We start from the raw sequence: 18861 nt of genomic DNA, 5'->3' as shown, positions 1-18861 counted from the left end.
TCAGGCGTTTCATATTAAAAGGGGATGTGCGCTTTTTCAGCTTTCTGTCATTTCACTAAAAATCTTCAAGTACGCTGGAAGTTGGGCAGCCACTTCGGTTGGACGAACCACAAAACATTTTTTCGCTAAAGTATCGGCAATATAACTGTGAAAAAAGACAGCTGCGAGCAATCCGTCGATAGGTTGCTCCGTTTGGTGAAGCAGCCCTGCGATAATACCAGCAAGCGTATCACCCATTCCACCAGTCGCCATGGCGGGAGACCCATAAACATTTTGCCAAATATCAGCGGATGTATAAACCCGTGTCCGGTGTCCTTTTAAAACGAGGGTAGCGGGCAGCTGTTCGGCAAATTCTGCCGGATCATCCGTTTTTGGAAGCAGATTTTTCAGACGCTCCCATTCCCCTTGATGCGGAGTGAAAATCAGTTGGGCTTTTGGCTTTGGTAACTGATTTCTAGCAAAAAGTGTAATCCCGTCACCATCAATAATTAGCTGCTGCTCTGCCAAACTTTCCGCAAGAATCAGAGACAGCAGTTCATGGGCAGTCTCGTCTAGCCCAAGCCCCGGCCCAATCAAAAGGGTATCAAAATTTGGCAAAAGTTCTTTCAAGCGCTTGCTATCCGTATAGTCGAGAAACATACATTCAGGCAAACGGGCATGAAGGGCGCTTCGATTGACGGGATGTGAGGCGAGGGTAACGAGGCCTGCGCCGCTATAGACTGCTCCTTCAGCGGCCATGATACCTGCACCGCCATACATGTCATTTCCTGCTACAATCAATACTTTCCCATATTGATTTTTATAGCCCTCCTCATCTCGTTCATGAATAACATGGCAGACGTGCTTGGGTGTAATTTTTTTCATGATTTGACTTCCTTTCGATTTCTACTTGAATTTCTTTCAGCAATCGCGCTAAAATAGAGGGCGGATCATCCATCTCATCATATCGGAAGAAAGGGGGATTTGTAAAATGAAACCTGTTATTCCTGCTGTAAAAGCAGTGATCGTCAAAGGGGATACGTTTCTTGCTTTAAAAAAGAAAGGCCAAGCGGGAGATGTTTATGAACTGCCTGGCGGAAAAATGAATTTTGGCGAGACGCATGGCGAATGCCTTTTCCGTGAAGTCTACGAAGAAACAGGCCTTGAAGTACAGCCGTTTATTCTTTATGACACGTGGGAAAATTTTCAACCTGATTATCAGATTACAGGTGTTTTCTACTTGGTCGAAATGCCGGAAAACGGAACGATTCGTTTATCAGAAGAACATGTTGCTTATCAATTTTTGCCGCTTGAAAAAGCCTCACTTGCACAAATGGATATTGTGTTTGCCGACCGAATGGCGCGTTGGGATTTTGAGGCAATCAAGGGTTTTATGGGCGCAAGATAAGTGAAATTTTCTTTTTTTTAAGTTACGGCTTTCCTAGTAGGGAAAAAGGGTTTACAATAGTAGACGTAAGTAATAAGTGGAAGGACTGAAAAGCGAATGAGTACAATCGATTGGCAAAAAGAAGTGGAAAGTCGCCGAGACGATTTTCTAAAAGATCTAGAAGGGTTGCTTCGCATTCCGAGCGTGCGGGACGATAGCAAGAGTACAGAAGATGCGCCATTTGGCCCTGATGTAAAACGTGCACTTGATTATATGATCGAACTAGGTGCAAAAGACGGATTTACAACAAAAGAAGTTGGGAACGTAGCCGGCCATTTAGAATATGGTGCGGGTGAAGAGCTTGTCGGCGTGCTTGGTCACGTGGATGTTGTACCGGTTGGTGACGGCTGGAGCCACGATCCATTCGATCCCATTCTAAAAGATGGCAAATTATATGCACGCGGAGTTGCGGACGATAAAGGCCCAACGATTGCTGGCTATTATGCACTGAAAATTATCAAGGAGCTTGGTCTGCCAATTTCACGCAGAATTCGAATTATCGTCGGTTCTGATGAAGAAAGTGGAATGAGCTGTGTAGAACGCTATTTTGAAACAGAAGAACAACCAACTGTTGCTTTTGTTCCAGATGCAGAATTCCCAATCATTCACGCGGAAAAAGGGATTTCCGAACTGGACGTTTCCTTTAAAGGTGGCGAAAAAGACGGAGCAGCTGATTTCCGTTTGATCAGCTTTGAATCTGGCGAACGCTACAATATGGTGCCAGATCATGCACGCGTTGTTTTGGAAGACGTAAAAGATGTGGACAAACTTGAAAAAGCTTTTGCGGATTTCTTGCAAAATCATGATGTAACAGGCGAAATTGAAACAGAAGGCACACAGGCTACTATTTCTGTTGTCGGAAAATCTGCCCATGCGATGGAACCGAACAATGGGATCAATGCCGGTCTTCATTTAGTGGCTTTCCTTGGCGGTTTTGAACTGACAGGTGCGGCTAAAGATTTTGTTGCATTTGGTCGTGACTATCTATTTGGCGATTCACGTGCAGTCAAACTAGGTATCAACTATGAAGATAAAGAAAGCGGCGAGCTTACAATGAATGTTGGCGTAATCCGCTATAGCGTAAGCGAAGGCGGCCGTTATGGCTTAAACTTCCGCTACCCAGTAACAGCTGACATGGATAAACTGAAAAATAAAGCAGAAACAGTCGTGTTGGAATATAATGCCGAGTACTCGCATTACAATGATTCCAAACCACTATTTGTGCCACAGGATCATCCGCTTATTCAAATTTTGCAAGAAGTCTACACGAAACATACTGGCGAAGAAGCAACACTGCTTTCAATTGGCGGCGGTACATACGCGCGTCATCTTGAAACAGGGGTAGCATTTGGCGCCTTGTTCCCAGGACGTGAAGACACGATGCACCAAAAAGATGAATTCAGCTACTTTGATGATTTACTAAAAGCTACTGCTATTTATGCAGAAGCCCTTTACAAACTGGCAAAATAAAGGGTATAATTGAAAAAATTCTAGCCGTGTGCAGGCCTCAGAGTTTGCATGCGGCTCTTATTTTTTAAAAGCTTTCAAGTAGAAAAAATAAGGAGTGAAAGAAATGAAAGTTTTAGTAAATGATCAATTGGTGGAACGTGACGAAGCGAAAGTAGACATCGAAGACCGCGGTTATCAGTTTGGCGATGGTGTGTATGAAGTGGTTCGTCTTTATAACGGTCAATTTTTTACATATGAAGAACATATTGACCGCTTGTATGCCAGCGCCGCCAAAATCGAACTTACAATTCCTTATTCAAAAGATAAATTGCGTGAGTTGTTAGAAAGTTTGGTGAAAGAGAATAACATTCAAACTGGCAATGTATACCTGCAAGTATCACGCGGAATCCAAATGCCGCGCAATCACGTCATTCCAGATGCGTTTCCACTTGAAGGTATCTTAACGGCTTCTGCTTCAAATGTGCCGCGCAATGAGGGGCAATTTGTGGCGGGCGGCAAAGCGATCACACTAGAAGATGTTCGCTGGCTGCGCTGTGACATTAAAAGTATCAGTTTATTAGGAAATATTTTGGCAAAAAATAAAGCGCATCAAGCAGGCGCGTTAGAAGCCATCCTGCATCGCGGAGACTTGGTGACAGAATGTTCTGCTTCAAATGTATCGATCATTAAAAATGGCGAGCTATGGACTCATGGTGCAGATAATTTAATTTTAAATGGTATTACGCGTCAAGTGATTAATCAAGTGGCAAGTGAGGCTGGCATCACTGTCCATGAAGCAGATTTTACTGTTCAGGATCTTGAAACAGCCGATGAAATTTTCATTTCTAGTACGACGCTTGAGGTTACACCGATCATCAATTTGAATGGTCAAACAGTAGGAGATGGGAAACGTGGCCCAGTGACAGCACGTATTCATGAACTATTTGAAAAAGAAATTGAACGGCGCTGCGGAGAAGGTGCACTTATTACGGCTAAATAAGAGGGCGTATAAGGAAGGGAATGTCGGTTTTGCTATCGACATTCTTTTTTTGTAATTTTTTTCAATTCTATTATAAGTTGATGTGGTGCGATTGGGATCGTTTGCATAAAAATGCGGTGGAAAACGAATCGTTGACAAGGAAGAAAATCAGGCGTAAAGTTATGATTGCTAATTGTTCGCATACGAATTATTCGCATGCGAAACTACGGGGGGGTTAAGAGAAACATGGATGAAAATCTGGTTCGTGAAGTCGTGCTGTCATTTCGAGATGTGCATAAAAAGATCAATCATTTTCTGGCGGATGAAGCGGCTCGGCATGGGATTACGGTGATGCAGCTGTTGGCACTCAGCTTGATTCGCAAAGAGCCACATTTAACACTCGGTGAGCTTTCCGAACGAATGAAATTAAGTAAAAGTACTGCCTCTGGAATTGTCGACCGACTTGTCAAAGCGGGTTTTTTAACACGTGCCCGAAACGCAGAAAATCGACGTACGCTTAATTTAGTCCTAACAAAAGCTGGCGAAGAAAAAGCGAGCGAAACATATGAACTGTTTTTCAAACGACTGGAACCGATTTTAGAAGCAGGGTCTGAGCCCCTCCATGAACTCTTAGAGACGCACCGTGCAATTTTGGCGATTTTAGAAAGAGAGGGATCTAAGGATACATGAATATGAAAGCAAATGTAACAAGCGTCAAGCGAAACGGCATCCTGATCGTTATGCTGATGGGTGCCTTTGTAACCATTCTCAATCAGACATTGATGAATGTGGCGCTTCCGAGTATTATGCGGGATTTTTCCATTACCGCAAGTCAAGGACAATGGCTTTCGACTGGTTTTATGCTTGTAAATGGCGTAATGATCCCAACGACTGCGTTTTTAATTGAAAGATTTACAACAAGACAACTCTATCTGTTTGCAATGATTACGTTTGCGATTGGGACAGCAGTAGGTGGCTTTGCCGCAAATTATGGCATGCTGATTGCCGGTCGAATGATTCAGGCTGTTGGAGCAGGGGTCGTGATGCCGCTTCTCACAGTAGTTGTTTTGAACTTATTTCCAATAGAACGTCGCGGCAGGGCAATGGGGCTGATTGGGCTTGCCATGAACTTTGCCCCTGCGATCGGACCGACACTTTCCGGCTGGATCGTGCAGGAATTCGCATGGCGCGATTTATTTTTCATTATTATTCCGTTTGCACTACTTGATATTGTGGTAGCCATTTTTCTACTGCGCAATGTCGGGAAACGAACTTTTCCGAAACTGGATATTTTGGGGCTCCTTATGTCAACTGTCGGCTTTGGCAGTCTCCTGCTCGGTTTCAGTAATGCCGGCGATCACGACTGGCTCACTATGAAAGTACTTGGTTTTATCCTCCTAGGCCTGGTCGTCTTATGCCTATTTATTTGGTATCAGAGCCGTAGCCGCACACCTCTGTTAAACTTCAACGTCTTTAAAAATCCAACTTTCACATTAACCACTACGATCAGCTTTTTCGTCATGATGGGGCTATATGGCGGGATGCTACTTTTGCCGATTTTCTTACAAAATGTGCGCGGCTTTTCACCGCTCGATTCGGGGCTGGTCCTGCTTCCGGGTGCACTCATGACTGCGGTTCTCTCACCGGTAACAGGGATGCTGTTCGACCGTTTTGGCGCCAAGTATTTGTCGCTAATCGGGCTCCTCATTATGGCTTCGACCACCTTCTTATTTACAAATCTGGATGAGCAAACAACACTACTTTACATTGTTATCGTCCAAACCATTCGGGCAAGTGGGATGGCCATGGTCATGATGCCGCTTCAAACGGCCGCGCTAAATTCTTTGCCTCTTTCACTTGCTGCACATGGTTCGGCAATGTTTAATACAATCCGGCAGGTTGCCGGCTCGATTGGGACTGCCGCGCTAATCACAGTCATGTCAAAAAGCGCCGCAAGTTTTGGAAAGCAGTTGACAGGTGCAGAGGTTGCCGGGAAAACACAGCAGCAGATTGCGGATCACATTTTGATTCACGGGATTGAAACGGCCTTTTTAGCTGCATCGATTCTTTCTGTTATTGCGTGTATATTGACGCTTTTCATCCGCAAAAATCCAAGTGGTTTGGAACCCGTCGTTCACAAGGAAGCACAATCATAAAATAAAAAGAAACAGGGTGATAATTTTTCACAACTGTTTCTTTTTTTGTAAGAATATGCGAATAAATAAGGCCTATTGCGGGTTGTATTTGTTTCTGAAGCTGTTTTAAAAAATCACTTTCTTCTTTACGAACATATGTTGACTTGACGTGCATCAGGAAGAGAAGTAAAATCAATTTTAGTGATACTGGTGAGAAATTTTTTGAGAACCTTTCAAGAAGAAAAGGTGTGTTTGGTATGAAGGATCAATTTTTTGGGATAGAGTATGAAATCAGTCCGGCTGGAGGGGAGACCGGTCAAGCATTTATCGCAATTCATGAAGACGAAAAATTCTTTTTAAAACGGAATTCTTCGCCTTTTTTAGCTGCGCTTTCTGTAGAAAATATCGTGCCGAAACTGATTTGGACACGACGCGTGGAAACTGGCGATGTGATTACAGCCCAAAAGTGGATCAATTGCCATGTGCTATCCGCGGCAGAAATGACGGACATGCGTGTGAGCGAATTGCTTCGGAGGATCCACCACTCTAAACCGCTGAAGGAAATGCTCGCCAAAATAGAAGATCGTGATTTTTCTGCACGCAAGCTTTTAGAGAGAACCAAACAATACCTGCCAAACGGCCTTAATGAGCTTGAAACACAGGCGCTGGACCAACTGGAATTGCGCTTTGACTCATTTGAAGAGGAAACGCATGTTGTTTGTCACGGCGACATCAATCATAACAATTGGATTATTTCAGAAGAGAATGAGCTGTTTTTAGTTGACTGGGATGAGGCGATGCTTGCCGACCGGGCAACGGATATCAGTATGTTTTTATACCAGTATATTGATTTTAAGGACTGGGGCGATTGGTTGAGCGCGAATAATCTGGCACTGACGCCGTCCTATTTGCATAAATTAAAGTGGTTTGCGCTTGTGCAGACTCTTTATCAGCGTCAAATCAAGAGAACCAAGCAAGAAAAATATAAATTAGATCAACTGTTACAAATGATTTTGAAGGATGAGAGGTAAGAAATTCATGCGTGTAAAACATAAACCTTGGGCAAAAGAAAAATTAGCGGCCCATTCTGCGGTTGTTATTCAGGATCCGGCATCTTGCAAAGGCCGCTGGAACGAAATTTTTGGCAATGATCAGCCCATTCATGTTGAAATTGGCTCTGGTAAAGGGCAATTCGTTGCGGGAATGGCTAAACAGAACCCAGACATCAATTATATCGGTATTGAAGTGGTAGAAAGCGTACTTGTGATTGCGCTCGATAAGGTGCTTGCAGCAGAAGTGCCGAATGTGAGACTTTTAGCGGTAGACGGGGCAAGTTTGCAGGACTATTTTGAACCAAGCGAAATCAGCCGAATTTATTTGAATTTTTCCGATCCGTGGCCGAAAAAACGTCATGCCAAGCGTCGTTTGACCAATCCGCGGTTTTTAACACTTTATCAAGCACTTTTACCAAAAGATGGGGAGATTCATTTTAAGACCGATAATCGCGGTTTGTTTGAATATTCGCTGCATGCGCTGTCGGAATATGGAATGGTGCTCCATCATGTTTCGCTAGATCTTCACAAAAGTGATTTCGAGGGAAATGTGATGACAGAATATGAAGAGAAGTTCTCTCAGCAAGGCTATCCAATCTATCGTTTGGAAGCTGTGTTCCGCTAAAATCAGACAATGGGCTTCTGTAACAGGAAGCCTGTTTTAATAGATGATAATCATATTATGTAAACTAGGAGAGGGCATGATGAATAAACTGCAAATTGGAGAAATAGAGATTCACTGGCTGCGAGGTGGGGTAACAGGTTTTGACGGAGGTGCCATGTTTGGTGTGGTTCCAAAAGCGCTGTGGCAGAAAAAATATCCGGCTAATGAAAAAAATCAGGTGCCAAATGTCACGGATCCAATGTATTTTTATTTTCAGGGCAAGCATTATTTGATTGATGGAGGCATTGGACGTGGTCGATTAACAGAAAAGCAGCGGCGAAATTACGGTGTGTCGGAGGAATCCTTCGTGATAGAGGATTTGGCAACGCTGGGTGTTCGACCGGAAGACATTGATTTTATTTTGATGACGCATCTTCATTTTGACCATGTCGTGGGTCTTTCCACATTTGATTCACGTAAAAATCAACTGGTTTCTCTATTTCCGCATGCCCAAATTATCGTAGAAGAAACGGAATGGGAAGAAATGCAACATCCGAATATTCGTTCGCAAGCGACTTATTGGCCGGAAAATTTTCAAGCAATTGCGGCTCAAATCACGCCTTATAAAAAGCACATTGAAATTGCGCCGGGCATTAGTTTGCGACATACGGGCGGTCATAGCGCTGGACATGCAGTCATCACGATTGAGTCAAACGGCGAGCGGGCGATTCATATGGCAGATATTTTCCCAACCCATGCGCATCAAAACGTTCTTTGGGTAACGGCCTATGATGATTATCCTATGACCTCCATTTTTCAGAAGGAGCATTTTTTTAGTCAGTGGATGAATGCAGAAAGTTGGTTCTTATTTTATCATGATGCCTATTACCGGGCGATCAAGTACAATAAATCGGGGGAAATGCTTGCGTGTATTTTACGGGAGCAGTAAAAAGATGCTGAGTTTTCGGCATCTTTTTTTATGGGTATTTTTAAAAATGTGCTAATTAAGCTTTAAACTGCTTGCAATGCCATGGGTATTATACGGGTGAGGGGTATTTTCTTAAATATACATATAGGGGGTATATAGAGTTTTGGGCAAACAAAAAAACTGAGCCAAGCTGACTCAGTTTTCTGTAAAGATTTAATCAAGTTAAGTAAATATCAATAATCGTACCGGTTGCTGCATCGGCGATAAACTCAAAATGTTTTTTCTCGCCTTCGCGTATTGCGGTGATTCCACCATGGTAAACCAAAGTATCGATCGCATATTTCTTATAATGCTGTTTTTTTAGTTGTATCCATGAGCCTTCAATTGGTCCTTCTTTTTTAAAAGCATCTTTAACACGTTCTAAGATAACATCCCCAGACACGGTTTTATCATTAAGAAGGCAATGATAGACCAAGTGACCTGCTGCAGCTCCTGCCAATGTGCCGGCGAAAAAAGCTTTCCAGTTCATGTTTTTCCTCCCCAGTATCTCATAAAATATCAAGATTTTCTAAATTTCCTCTTTTATTATACTATACTTTCTGAGAATGGAAAGTTTTTTTCATTCGTGAGTAAATGTTCGAACAACGAAAGCTTTCTTTGTTATAATAAATGAGAGACTTGAGATAAAGGATGGTAATAATGGAAAAGCATACACTTGAAATGTTTAAAACCCTGACAGAGCTTCCGGGCGCTTCTGGTGATGAATGGCGCGTGCGCAACTATATTCGGGAACAAATTGCGCCTGTAACGGATGAAATTGTCGAAGATGGACTCGGCGGGATTTTTGGCCTTCGTAAAGGCGCGACAGAAGGGCCACGTGTTTTAGTGGCGGCGCACATGGATGAAGTTGGTTTTATGGTCACCCAGATTACAGAGCAAGGGCTACTGCGCTTCCAGACGCTTGGTGGTTGGAATCCACAGGTTTTGCAGGCACAACGTGTGCAAGTGATGACAAAAAATGGACCGATTGTCGGTGTGATTGCTTCGGTGCCGCCGCATCTGCTTTCAGATGAAGAAAAGGCAAAACCGACCCCGCCTAGCAAATTGTTGATTGACATCGGCGCGGATTCAAAAGAGGATGCTGAAAAAATTGGTATTCGTCCGGGGCAGTTTATTGTGCCAGTCGCGGCGTTCACTCCGCTAGCTAATCCGAAAAAAATCATGGCAAAAGCTTGGGACAATCGTTATGGCGTTGGCCTGGCAATCGAACTTTTAAAAGAGATTCATGGAGAAAAGTTGCCGAATACACTGTATGCTGGTGCGAATGTGCAGGAAGAAGTTGGACTGCGCGGCGCTGGTGTCAGCACACACATGATTCAGCCAGACATATTCTTTGCTCTTGATGCCAGTCCGGCAAATGATATTGCTGGTGCTAAAGATCAGTTTGGACGAATCGGAGAAGGTTTCTTGCTGCGTATTTTCGACCGCACGATGGTGACGCACCGCGGAATGCGCGAATTTTTGCTTGATACAGCTGAGTCGAAACAGATTCCATATCAATATTTTGTTTCGCCAGGCGGAACGGATGCTGGAAAAGTGCATACTTCATTAAGCGGAATTCCTAGTGCTGTCATTGGCGTACCTGCCCGCTACATCCATTCCACGAATTCGATTTTACATGTTGACGATTATGCGGCGGCCAAAGAGATGCTTCTTACAGTGATTCGGACGCTGGATAAGTCGACTTTTGAATCGATCAAGAACAATGCTTAAAAAACAATGGAAACAGCCGCTTTTTGTGGTTGGTTATTTGATGCTCGCAGCTGGAGTGATGTTTGCGGCGGGAACGATTCTTCAGATTGGCTATTTTGAAAAAACTGGTTGGGGCTGGATTATCACAACGCTTGTTTCAGGGATGCTCATTCTTGGATTCGCTTTTTCCAATGCGTATAAATATGAACGCAAGAAACAAGAGCGGATTCGTTAGGTGGTGGGTTTGGCGTGCTTTTCTGCGTCAAGCCTTCTTTTTGAGCTGATTTCTGGACGAATGAACAGCTAGACAGTAGCATGTAAGAAAAGAAATGAGGGAGATTGTGTCATGGAAGCATTAAAGACAGTAGAAGATTTTGAACGACTAAAAGAAAATGGGAAAACGGTTTTTATGTTTAGTGCAGATTGGTGCGGAGATTGCCGATTTATTGAACCGTTTTTACCAGAAATCGAAGCGGAAAATGATGATTTCCATTTCTATTATGTGGATCGCGATGCCTTTATCGATTTATGCGCGGAGTTGTCAATCTTCGGCATTCCAAGTTTCGTTGCTTTTGAAGACGGCGAAGAACTAGGGCGATTTGTAAGTAAAGACCGCAAAACAAAAGAAGAAATCAATGACTTTTTAGCTGCATTATAGAACGAAAGGACGGTGGGCTCTTTGAAAATCGATACCTGGACGATGAAAGGGAAAATAGAGCAACTTTTAAATGCGCCTGGACGTCGCTTTTTGTTTGACCGTGAGAAAGATCAATTGACAATCGAAGAGAATGGCCGGAAAATAAAGCTTTCGCTGCCCTCTATTATTGCGCGTTATGAGGAGGAAGGGGAGGAAGCGATTCGGAAAATCTGCTACTATGTGGTAGAGGGTTTTAAAGCTGAGTCGGCTGCCGTCGAATTAACCCGATCTAGCAAGCGGATTTTGCCAATTGTTCGGGCGGCCTCTTTTCCACTGGCTTCTAAAACGGGACAAAAATTCATCAGCAAGGAGCATACGGCTGAGACGCGCATTTATTACGCCTATGATCTGGGTGCATCCTATCGTTTGCTTACAGAAGAAATGGCTGCGCAGGCAAAATTGGATTTAGCGGAATTGGATCATCTGGCGCAGCAAAATCTTTTGGTAAAAGAGAATCCGTTTAAGGTGGATCGTGTAGCGGGAAATGATTTTTATTTTGTGCGAACGAATGATGGCTACGATGCCAGTCGAATCTTGAATCGGCCGTTTTTGGATAGTCTGGCAAAAGAATTTCAGGGGGAAACGGTCGTGGCTGTGCCTCATCAGGACGTACTGGTCGTGGCGGACATCCGAAATGACACGGGCTATGATATACTGGCACATATGAACCTGCAATTTTTTGCGGAAGGGTTAGTGCCGATTACCTCTTTACCATTTGTTTATCAGCATGGTAAACTGGAACCAATCTTTATTTTGGCAAAAAATCAACCGAAGGAGTAGAACGAGACGTGATAGTAAATGCATTTTATAATGAAAAAGGCATCGGTGATACGCTGATCATTACGGTAGGGGACATCGATGCAGAAAAAAGAACCTTTGAACGCAAAGGCGATGTGGCGAAAATTTATCAAGAAGATACAGGGGCGGTAGCGGGGTATAATGTCTTTCATGCTCGTCGGTATTTAACACTTGATGAAAAAGGAAAAGTTTCTTTAACAGAAGAGAAAATTGCTGCTTTTAACCGCATCTTGAAAGAGAATGGTTTTGAAGAAGAAATTGAAGCAGATCTTTCGCCTAAATTCGTCGTTGGTTATGTGAAGTCGAAGGATAAGCATCCAAATGCGGATAAACTGAGTATTTGTCAAGTAGATGTTGGGGAGGCAGTTCTGCAAATTGTTTGTGGAGCCCCAAATGTAGAAGCAGGTCAAAAAGTTGTCGTAGCAAAAGTGGGTGCAGTGATGCCGAGTGGACTTGTTATCAAGCCGTCGAATTTGCGTGGTACAGACTCGTTCGGCATGCTATGTGCAGCACGTGAGCTAGCGATTCCCGATGCACCGCAAGAAAAGGGGATCCTCGTGTTAGGTGGTGAAACGGAAACGGGATCAGTATTTGCCACCACTTTTTAATGAATAGAAAATGAAGTCGAGACTTATCAAGGAGTCTCGACTTTTTGTTTGCACAAAACACACGGTTTGTGGCGTTTTTATATTTAGTGTACAAAAAAGCGCGGAATTGTATAACGAACGTTTTGGAGGCGTGTGATAATTATTTCTTATTGCTATGAAAATCGCTTATTATCAACGATTAATGCTTTACAAATAGTCAACTTCTCCTGTAAAATTAACTTTCGATAGCAATCAAAATTATATTTTGTTAGAATCAAACAAGAAATAAATTTTTAGGTGTGATGATTTATGGGATGGTTTAAAGACTTTTTCTTTGGAGATTTTGAAGAAACAGCAGTAGAACCTGTACAGCCAAGTAAAGCTGTACAAGAACAACCAAAAAAACGAGAGAAAAAAAAGTTGCAGACAGTGCCTATTCAATCGGTTAAGGCGCAAAAGAAGGAACCAGAGACCTATTTGAGACCCGCTGCAAAAAGTGTGAATCGACAACAAACTGGCGCTAAAAAACGGTCAGTTAAAACGAAAATGGTTTATCAATATCCAAAAGGTGAATTTCGTTTTCCAGTCATTCCAGATCAAGCGATGCAAAACGAGCCTGTAAAAAGCCAATCTACACAAAGACCTGTTTCTTTTCAGGCGGAAAAACCGATTCCTGTTGCCCAAAAAGAAGAAACTGTTGTAAAGAAAAAGCCTTTTCAAGCAACCGAAGTACCATCTCCAGTCTTTGCTTTTCAAAAACGGCCAAGCAATTTTGAATTTTCGCTTGGAAAAAAGGAATCAGCCGAAGTACAGGAGCCAATTGTTTTAATAAAAGATGCGGCTGTTGAAGTAGAAAATTCGACACCAGTCATTCAAGAAGAGCGGAACCATTTAAGCGAGACGATCGAAACGACGCCAAATGATTTCTCAGCGATCATCCAACAGGAAGAAGAAGCGGTGCCAGAAGTTGCCGCTGTTTCTGTTGAAGAAATAGCTGTTGAACCGGTTGATGAGATTAGTGAGCCAGTGATTGAACGATTGCAGGAAGAAGCAGAGCCAGTGGCAGAAACCTCTGGTGAAGTAGTCGAGCCTGAAATGACAGAAAAAACGCCACCTGTAAGCGAAGCGGAGAGTATCTCCAAGCGGGTTGAGCGCTTAAGCAGGACGCGTATTCCTTTTAATGTGATGATGGTCAATCAGGATCGAGCGAAGGGACGCCAGAAGCCGCCAGCTGAACAGACCGATCTACATACGCAGCCGGAAGTCGCGGTAGTTGAAAAAACACCTCTTTCGACGGAAGCTGTTCCTGAAACGCCTAAAACGGAGACGCTAACGAGTAGTTCAACGGGTGATTATCGTTTTCCATCACTTGCGCTTTTAAATCCACCAGTTTTTGTCGAACATAATGATGTCTGGCTGGATCAACAAGAAGAATTGCTAAACGAAACACTGCTGAACTTTAATGTTCAGGCGCATGTTGTTAATCGGACACAGGGACCAGCTGTAACACGTTTTGAAGTTCAGCCGGAAAAAGGCGTCAAGGTGAGCCGAATTACCAATTTGTCCGACGATATCAAGTTAAGCTTGGCGGCAAAAGACATCCGAATCGAAGCGCCCATTCCAGGGAAAAGCACTGTTGGGATCGAGATTCCGAATCAGCACTCTCGGCCGGTAATGATTTCTGAAATTATGAAAGCAGAAGTGTTCCAAGAGAATCCGTCACCGCTGACTGCTGCACTTGGTTTGGATATCTCAGGCAATCCAATTGCAACCGATCTGCAAAAAATGCCGCACGGTTTAATTGCCGGTGCGACAGGGTCGGGAAAAAGCGTCTGTATCAACTCTCTTTTAGTCAGCCTGCTCTACAAAGCGCGCCCAGATCAGTTGAAGCTTTTACTGATTGACCCTAAAATGGTCGAACTGGCCCCTTATAACCGCATTCCGCATCTTGTGAGTCCTGTTATTACGGATGCCAAAGCAGCTACTGCAGCCTTGAAATGGGCAGTGGAAGAAATGGAACGCCGTTATCAGCTGTTTTCTCATACAGGCGTGCGGAATATGGAAAAATATAATGAATATGCCAGCCATCCGGAACATTCCGGCGAGAAGCTGCCATATATTTTGATTGTCATTGACGAATTAGCCGATTTGATGATGGTTGCCCCAAATGATGTAGAGGAATCGATCAGCCGGATTGCCCAAAAAGCTCGTGCTTGTGGAATTCATATGATCGTTGCGACACAGCGGCCTTCTGTCGATGTCATTACCGGTTTGATCAAGGCGAATATTCCAACCAGAATTTCGTTTTCGGTTTCAAGTTCGATCGACTCGCGCACGATTTTAGATGCGACGGGGGCAGAAAAACTGCTTGGAAAAGGGGACATGCTATTTTTGCCAAACGGTACGAATAAGCCTGTCCGTCTGCAGGGCACTTTTGTCAGTGATGAAGAGATCGATGCGGTTGTCATGTGCGCCCGTAAGCAGGGAGAACCGAATTACTTATTTGAAGAAAAAGAGCTTTTGGCAAAAGAAAGCACACGGGAGGCGGAGGATGAGCTGTTTGACGACGCATGCGACTTTGTGTTGAAACAAAATGCTGCTTCGACATCACTCTTGCAACGTCATTTCCGAATTGGCTATAATCGCGCCGCCAGACTGATGGACGCTTTAGAAGAAAACAGTGTTGTTTCTGGTACGAATGGTTCAAAACCGCGCGACGTCATTATCACGCATGAACAATTGCAGAAACTTCGTGAAAAACGGGAAATGCCAATAAATAACAGTTTCTAGTACTATCTGCATGCTTTCTCTGTGAATGAAAAATGGAACGCGAGGATAAAACTAAGCCATTTTTCACAAATTTGATGAAAGATTTTTCTATTCATAGGGAAAGTGCTATAATGTACAGGTGATTCATATAAAATTGTGAAAAAATGAAATTTGGGTAATGTAGAAGTATGAACTGAAAAAGTAAGAAGATGTCTAAGAAAAACGGGAAGAATACATCACGTTTAACTGCTTGAAAAAGCAATCTACTAGACACCCTCTTCCAAGTAAATAGTGGGGGTTCGATTATTATGACAGTGTATCATTTTGTTGGAATCAAAGGAGCAGGGATGAGTGCCCTAGCTCAAATTATGTATGACAAAGGTTATCAGATTCAAGGATCTGATGTTGAAAAATATTTCTTTACGCAAAAAGCTTTAGAAGATAAAGGCATCAAAATTTTACCATTTTCAGCAGAAAACATTCATGAAGGCCTGACGATTATTGCCGGCAATGCTTTTCCTGACACGCACGAAGAAATTGAACGGGCGATTCAAATGGATCTACCTGTGATTCGTTATCATAAGTTTTTAGGGCAGCTGATTGAAGACTATACAAGTATTGCGGTGACTGGTTCGCACGGGAAAACATCCACAACCGGGCTTCTTTCGCATGTGCTTGAGTCGCTTTCGCCCACCAGTTATCTGATCGGGGATGGTACTGGTAGGGGCTCCAAGGAAGATGGTTATTTTGCGCTTGAGGCATGTGAATATCAGCGCCATTTTCTTGCCTATAAGCCGACCTATGCCATCATGACTAATATTGACTGGGATCATCCAGATTATTTCAAGAGTGTAGACGATGTTTTCAATGCGTTTGAAACACTGGGCAAGCAAGTGAAAAAAGCCGTTTTTGCACTAGGAGACGATCTTCAATTGCGACGCTTGGAATTGGAAGTGCCGATTATTTATTTTGGCTTTGGCGCGGAAAATGAATTTCAAGCTAAAAATGTAATCAAGCAAACGACTGGGACGATTTTTGACGTGTATCATCAAGGTGAATTTATTGATACTTTTGAGATTCCTACATATGGTGATCATAACGTATTGAATGCACTGAGCGTCATTGCGCTTTGTGTGTATGAAAATCTGTCAGTCAAAGAAGTCAAAAATGAGCTTCTGTCTTTCGCTGGCGTCAAACGGCGTTTCAGCATCACAGAGAAAAAATATCAAATTTTAGTAGATGATTATGCCCACCACCCGTCTGAAATTCGTGCAACTGTCAACGCAGCACGGCAGAAATATCCAGATCGGCAGGTAGTGGCGGTTTTCCAACCCCATACATTTACACGTACGCAAGCATTTTTACAAGGCTTTGCAGATAGTTTGAATATGGCGGATGAAGTGTATCTCTGTGATATTTTTGGATCGGCACGTGAAAAAGCGGGGAATCTATCCATACTAGATTTGGCACAGCTGACAAAAGGCCACCATGTAATCAAAGAAAATCATACCGAAGAGCTGCTTCCCTATCATGATGCAGTGATTCTTTTCATGGGTGCAGGCGATGTGCAAAAATTCCAGGCCGCTTATGAAAAAATTCTTGATCATACAGAGATTCGTACAGAGGCCGATCAACGGGCCATCAATTAATCGTTTAAAAGCTTATCATCACCGCTTCAGTCCATTACGGGTTGAGGCGGTTTTTAAAAGCGGCTTTACAAGAGCTGAGCCGTTGTATTACAATGATTTTTGTGAGATATTTTACTAACTTGGAGGGATCTAGTGATGGCAGAACGATTAGTTGGCATGCCGGCACCGCGTTTTGAACTGGATGCAGTGATGCCAGATCGTACATTTGGAAAAATCAAACTAGAGGATCAACTGGCAGATGGGAAATGGACAGTCTTGTTTTTCTATCCAATGGATTTTACGTTTGTTTGTCCAACTGAAATTGTTGCCTTGTCGGCCAGAGCGGAGGAGTTTGAGCGGCTGGAAACGCAAATTATCGGTGTTTCAACGGACTCAATCCATTCCCATCTGATTTGGACAAATATGCGTCTTGAAGAAGGTGGAATTGGTCAGCTTAAGTTCCCGCTGGCAAGCGACATGAATCACCAGACAACTAGCGACTATGGGGTGTTGATTGAAGAGGAAGGCGTAGCACTGCGTGGCCTGTTCATCATTAACCCGGAAGGCGAGATTCAATACGAAGTGGTGCATCATAATAATGTGGGACGGGAAGTAGACGAAGTGCTACGCGTCTTGCAAGCTCTTCAAACAGGCGGTCTCTGCCCGATTGATTGGCAGCCAGGCGAACAAACGCTTTCTTAAAAGAAAAACGTGAAGCTATTTTTGCACGAGATCTGATGATAGAATCTCGGCTTAAACAGCTTCACGTTTTTTTATAGGAGATTTTCAGGGTTTAAGCAGGCAAGTTCAGGAATCACGAAACGACCGTCCTTGCGAATCAACCGATCGTCAAAATAGATTTCGCCGCCGCCGTATTCCGGACGCTGAATATTGACGAGATCCCAGTGAATGGAAGAATGATTGCCGTTATATGCATCATCGTAGCACTGACCAGGCGTAAAGTGGAAGCTGCCTTCAATTTTTTCATCAAATAGAATGTCCTGCATGGGTTCGTGAATGAAAGGATTGACACCGATGGCGAATTCGCCGATAAAACGGGCTCCTGCATCTGTATCTAGCACGCGATTAATGCGTTCGGTATCATTGGCGGTTGCCTCGACAATTTGCCCATCTTTAAATGTGAAGGAGACATTTTCAAATACGAAGCCTTGGTAAGGGGAAGGCGTGTTATAAGATAATGTTCCGTTGATCGAATCGCGAACAGGGGCTGTATAAACTTCGCCGTCTGGAATATTTAATTCACCTGCACATTTGATAGCCGGAATATCTTGGATGGAAAAACGCAGATCAGTGCCCGGTCCGACTAAACGCACCTGATAGGTTTGGTTCATCAGCTCGACAAGTGCGTCCATGGCGTGACTCATTTTACTGTAGTCAAGGTTGCAAACTTGGAAATAAAAATCTTCAAAGCCGCGCGTACTCATGCCAGATAGTTGTGCCATGGAAGAGGATGGATATCTTAGCACGACCCATTTGGTTTTCTTCACGCGGATATCTGTATGCATTTTGCCAACTGTTGCACCGTTGATTTTCATTTTATCAGCTGGAACATCCGATAGTTCGTTGATGTTATTTCCTGCTCTGAGGCCGATATATGCGTCCATTTCTTTCATCACATTGGCTTCAAAATGAGCGACTTGTTGGTACTGCTCTTCTGAGGCGCCTAAAAGTAGTGCTCGATCGATTTTGGGTTCTTTCAATGAGACGAAAGGATATCCGCCGGCTTGATAAGCTTCTTCTACCAGCGCTTCAACAAATTCTGTTTGCAAGCCAAAGTTTTCAATGAGTACTTTTTCGCCTTTCTTAAGCTTTACTGAGTAATTAATCAGGTTATGTGCGAGTGTTTGAATGCGTGGATCTCTCAAAATATGTTCCTCCTTTAAAAATAAGTTCACTTTCTATTTTACATGAAAAGAATCAAATTCATAGAGACGGCTCCTTATTAGTTTATTTTTTTTAGTTTCCATGCTAAAATAAGGCTAACGATGGTTTCCGCGGACGATTTTACGCGACTTAGGAACTACTCGTCGTTTACA

The 18861-nt window shown here is 43.3% G+C and carries 19 protein-coding genes; 16 read left to right on the top strand and 3 right to left on the bottom strand.

The window, feature by feature from the left end; translation table 11 throughout:
- Nucleotides 1-36: 36 nt before the first annotated feature.
- Complete coding sequence (locus CS921_RS01880; RefSeq protein ID WP_099221338.1) at nt 37-864, bottom strand: NAD(P)H-hydrate dehydratase; 828 nt, start codon at nt 862-864, stop codon at nt 37-39.
- Between the two features lie 106 nt (nt 865-970).
- Here CS921_RS01880 and CS921_RS01875 point away from each other — a divergent pair, with 106 nt between their 5' ends.
- From CS921_RS01875 to CS921_RS01840, 8 genes are all read left to right on the top strand, one after another.
- The gene (locus CS921_RS01875) at nt 971-1387 is read left to right on the top strand and encodes an NUDIX hydrolase (RefSeq protein WP_099221337.1); all 417 of its coding nucleotides are present in this window, start codon (nt 971-973) and stop codon (nt 1385-1387) included.
- Nucleotides 1388-1483: 96 nt separating this feature from the next.
- The gene (pepV, locus tag CS921_RS01870) at nt 1484-2896 is read left to right on the top strand and encodes a dipeptidase PepV (RefSeq protein WP_099221336.1); all 1413 of its coding nucleotides are present in this window, start codon (nt 1484-1486) and stop codon (nt 2894-2896) included.
- A 103-nt stretch (nt 2897-2999) separates the two neighbouring features.
- Entirely contained in the window at nt 3000-3875 is an 876-nt protein-coding gene (gene dat / locus CS921_RS01865) for a D-amino-acid transaminase (RefSeq protein WP_099221335.1), read from the top strand.
- A gap of 225 nt (nt 3876-4100) precedes the next feature.
- Nucleotides 4101-4544: a MarR family winged helix-turn-helix transcriptional regulator gene (locus CS921_RS01860; RefSeq protein ID WP_099221334.1), complete on the top strand. Its 444-nt coding sequence runs from the start codon at nt 4101-4103 to the stop codon at nt 4542-4544.
- Nucleotides 4541-6010 (top strand): multidrug efflux MFS transporter MdrM, encoded by a 1470-nt coding sequence (mdrM, locus tag CS921_RS01855; RefSeq protein ID WP_099221333.1) that lies wholly within the window; start codon nt 4541-4543, stop codon nt 6008-6010. Before CS921_RS01860 ends, mdrM begins: the two co-directional genes overlap by 4 nt.
- 236 nt (nt 6011-6246) lie before the next feature.
- Nucleotides 6247-7020, top strand: a complete 774-nt coding sequence (locus CS921_RS01850) for a phosphotransferase family protein (protein WP_099221332.1) — start codon at nt 6247-6249, stop codon at nt 7018-7020.
- A 7-nt stretch (nt 7021-7027) separates the two neighbouring features.
- Nucleotides 7028-7666: a tRNA (guanosine(46)-N7)-methyltransferase TrmB gene (gene trmB / locus CS921_RS01845; protein WP_099221331.1), complete on the top strand. Its 639-nt coding sequence runs from the start codon at nt 7028-7030 to the stop codon at nt 7664-7666.
- Between the two features lie 79 nt (nt 7667-7745).
- The gene (locus tag CS921_RS01840) at nt 7746-8594 is read left to right on the top strand and encodes a YtnP family quorum-quenching lactonase (protein ID WP_099221330.1); all 849 of its coding nucleotides are present in this window, start codon (nt 7746-7748) and stop codon (nt 8592-8594) included.
- A gap of 196 nt (nt 8595-8790) precedes the next feature.
- Here the strand turns inward: CS921_RS01840 and CS921_RS01835 are convergent, their stop codons facing one another.
- A complete protein-coding gene (locus CS921_RS01835) occupies nt 8791-9102 on the bottom strand; it encodes a PepSY domain-containing protein (protein ID WP_099221329.1) in 312 nt (103 codons plus the stop codon).
- Between the two features lie 170 nt (nt 9103-9272).
- Here CS921_RS01835 and CS921_RS01830 point away from each other — a divergent pair, with 170 nt between their 5' ends.
- The 8 genes from CS921_RS01830 (at nt 9273) to CS921_RS01795 (ending at nt 17506) form a co-directional block, all read left to right on the top strand.
- Nucleotides 9273-10346, top strand: a complete 1074-nt coding sequence (locus CS921_RS01830) for a M42 family metallopeptidase (protein WP_099221328.1) — start codon at nt 9273-9275, stop codon at nt 10344-10346.
- Nucleotides 10339-10560 carry a hypothetical protein gene (locus tag CS921_RS01825; RefSeq protein WP_099221327.1) on the top strand — a complete coding sequence of 74 codons (222 nt, stop codon included), beginning with the start codon at nt 10339-10341 and terminating at the stop codon, nt 10558-10560. Before CS921_RS01830 ends, CS921_RS01825 begins: the two co-directional genes overlap by 8 nt.
- A 111-nt stretch (nt 10561-10671) precedes the next feature.
- Entirely contained in the window at nt 10672-10983 is a 312-nt protein-coding gene (locus CS921_RS01820; protein ID WP_099221326.1) for a thioredoxin family protein, read from the top strand.
- A gap of 42 nt (nt 10984-11025) precedes the next feature.
- On the top strand, nt 11026-11802 hold the full coding sequence (locus CS921_RS01815; protein WP_099221509.1) for a DUF1444 domain-containing protein: 777 nt from the start codon (nt 11026-11028) through the stop codon (nt 11800-11802).
- 8 nt (nt 11803-11810) lie between these two features.
- Nucleotides 11811-12428, top strand: coding sequence for a YtpR family tRNA-binding protein (ytpR, locus tag CS921_RS01810; RefSeq protein WP_099221325.1), 618 nt, complete (start codon nt 11811-11813; stop codon nt 12426-12428).
- Nucleotides 12429-12716: 288 nt separating this feature from the next.
- Complete coding sequence (locus tag CS921_RS01805) at nt 12717-15197, top strand: DNA translocase FtsK (protein ID WP_099221324.1); 2481 nt, start codon at nt 12717-12719, stop codon at nt 15195-15197.
- 287 nt (nt 15198-15484) lie between these two features.
- Complete coding sequence (murC, locus tag CS921_RS01800) at nt 15485-16825, top strand: UDP-N-acetylmuramate--L-alanine ligase (protein ID WP_099221323.1); 1341 nt, start codon at nt 15485-15487, stop codon at nt 16823-16825.
- Nucleotides 16826-16960: 135 nt separating this feature from the next.
- A complete protein-coding gene (locus tag CS921_RS01795) occupies nt 16961-17506 on the top strand; it encodes a peroxiredoxin (protein WP_099221322.1) in 546 nt (181 codons plus the stop codon).
- A 71-nt stretch (nt 17507-17577) separates the two neighbouring features.
- Here CS921_RS01795 and CS921_RS01790 read toward each other — a convergent pair whose 3' ends face one another.
- Nucleotides 17578-18690: an aminopeptidase gene (locus CS921_RS01790; RefSeq protein ID WP_099221321.1), complete on the bottom strand. Its 1113-nt coding sequence runs from the start codon at nt 18688-18690 to the stop codon at nt 17578-17580.
- Nucleotides 18691-18861: the final 171 nt, after the last annotated feature.

The organism is Listeria costaricensis, from assembly GCF_900183385.1.
Classification (GTDB): domain Bacteria; phylum Bacillota; class Bacilli; order Lactobacillales; family Listeriaceae; genus Listeria; species Listeria costaricensis.
This window is presented reverse-complemented; position numbering and strand designations above follow the sequence as displayed.

Bases quoted from the DNA above. Each gene is read 5' to 3' on its own strand.
- CS921_RS01880 (WP_099221338.1), bottom strand. From the start codon at position 864: ATGAAAAAAATTACACCCAAGCACGTCTGCCATGTTATTCATGAACGA.
- CS921_RS01875 (WP_099221337.1), top strand. From the start codon at position 971: ATGAAACCTGTTATTCCTGCTGTAAAAGCAGTGATCGTCAAAGGGGAT.
- pepV (WP_099221336.1), top strand. From the start codon at position 1,484: ATGAGTACAATCGATTGGCAAAAAGAAGTGGAAAGTCGCCGAGACGAT.
- dat (WP_099221335.1), top strand. From the start codon at position 3,000: ATGAAAGTTTTAGTAAATGATCAATTGGTGGAACGTGACGAAGCGAAA.
- CS921_RS01860 (WP_099221334.1), top strand. From the start codon at position 4,101: ATGGATGAAAATCTGGTTCGTGAAGTCGTGCTGTCATTTCGAGATGTG.
- mdrM (WP_099221333.1), top strand. From the start codon at position 4,541: ATGAATATGAAAGCAAATGTAACAAGCGTCAAGCGAAACGGCATCCTG.
- CS921_RS01850 (WP_099221332.1), top strand. From the start codon at position 6,247: ATGAAGGATCAATTTTTTGGGATAGAGTATGAAATCAGTCCGGCTGGA.
- trmB (WP_099221331.1), top strand. From the start codon at position 7,028: ATGCGTGTAAAACATAAACCTTGGGCAAAAGAAAAATTAGCGGCCCAT.
- CS921_RS01840 (WP_099221330.1), top strand. From the start codon at position 7,746: ATGAATAAACTGCAAATTGGAGAAATAGAGATTCACTGGCTGCGAGGT.
- CS921_RS01835 (WP_099221329.1), bottom strand. From the start codon at position 9,102: ATGAACTGGAAAGCTTTTTTCGCCGGCACATTGGCAGGAGCTGCAGCA.
- CS921_RS01830 (WP_099221328.1), top strand. From the start codon at position 9,273: ATGGAAAAGCATACACTTGAAATGTTTAAAACCCTGACAGAGCTTCCG.
- CS921_RS01825 (WP_099221327.1), top strand. From the start codon at position 10,339: ATGCTTAAAAAACAATGGAAACAGCCGCTTTTTGTGGTTGGTTATTTG.
- CS921_RS01820 (WP_099221326.1), top strand. From the start codon at position 10,672: ATGGAAGCATTAAAGACAGTAGAAGATTTTGAACGACTAAAAGAAAAT.
- CS921_RS01815 (WP_099221509.1), top strand. From the start codon at position 11,026: ATGAAAGGGAAAATAGAGCAACTTTTAAATGCGCCTGGACGTCGCTTT.
- CS921_RS01805 (WP_099221324.1), top strand. From the start codon at position 12,717: ATGGGATGGTTTAAAGACTTTTTCTTTGGAGATTTTGAAGAAACAGCA.
- murC (WP_099221323.1), top strand. From the start codon at position 15,485: ATGACAGTGTATCATTTTGTTGGAATCAAAGGAGCAGGGATGAGTGCC.
- CS921_RS01795 (WP_099221322.1), top strand. From the start codon at position 16,961: ATGGCAGAACGATTAGTTGGCATGCCGGCACCGCGTTTTGAACTGGAT.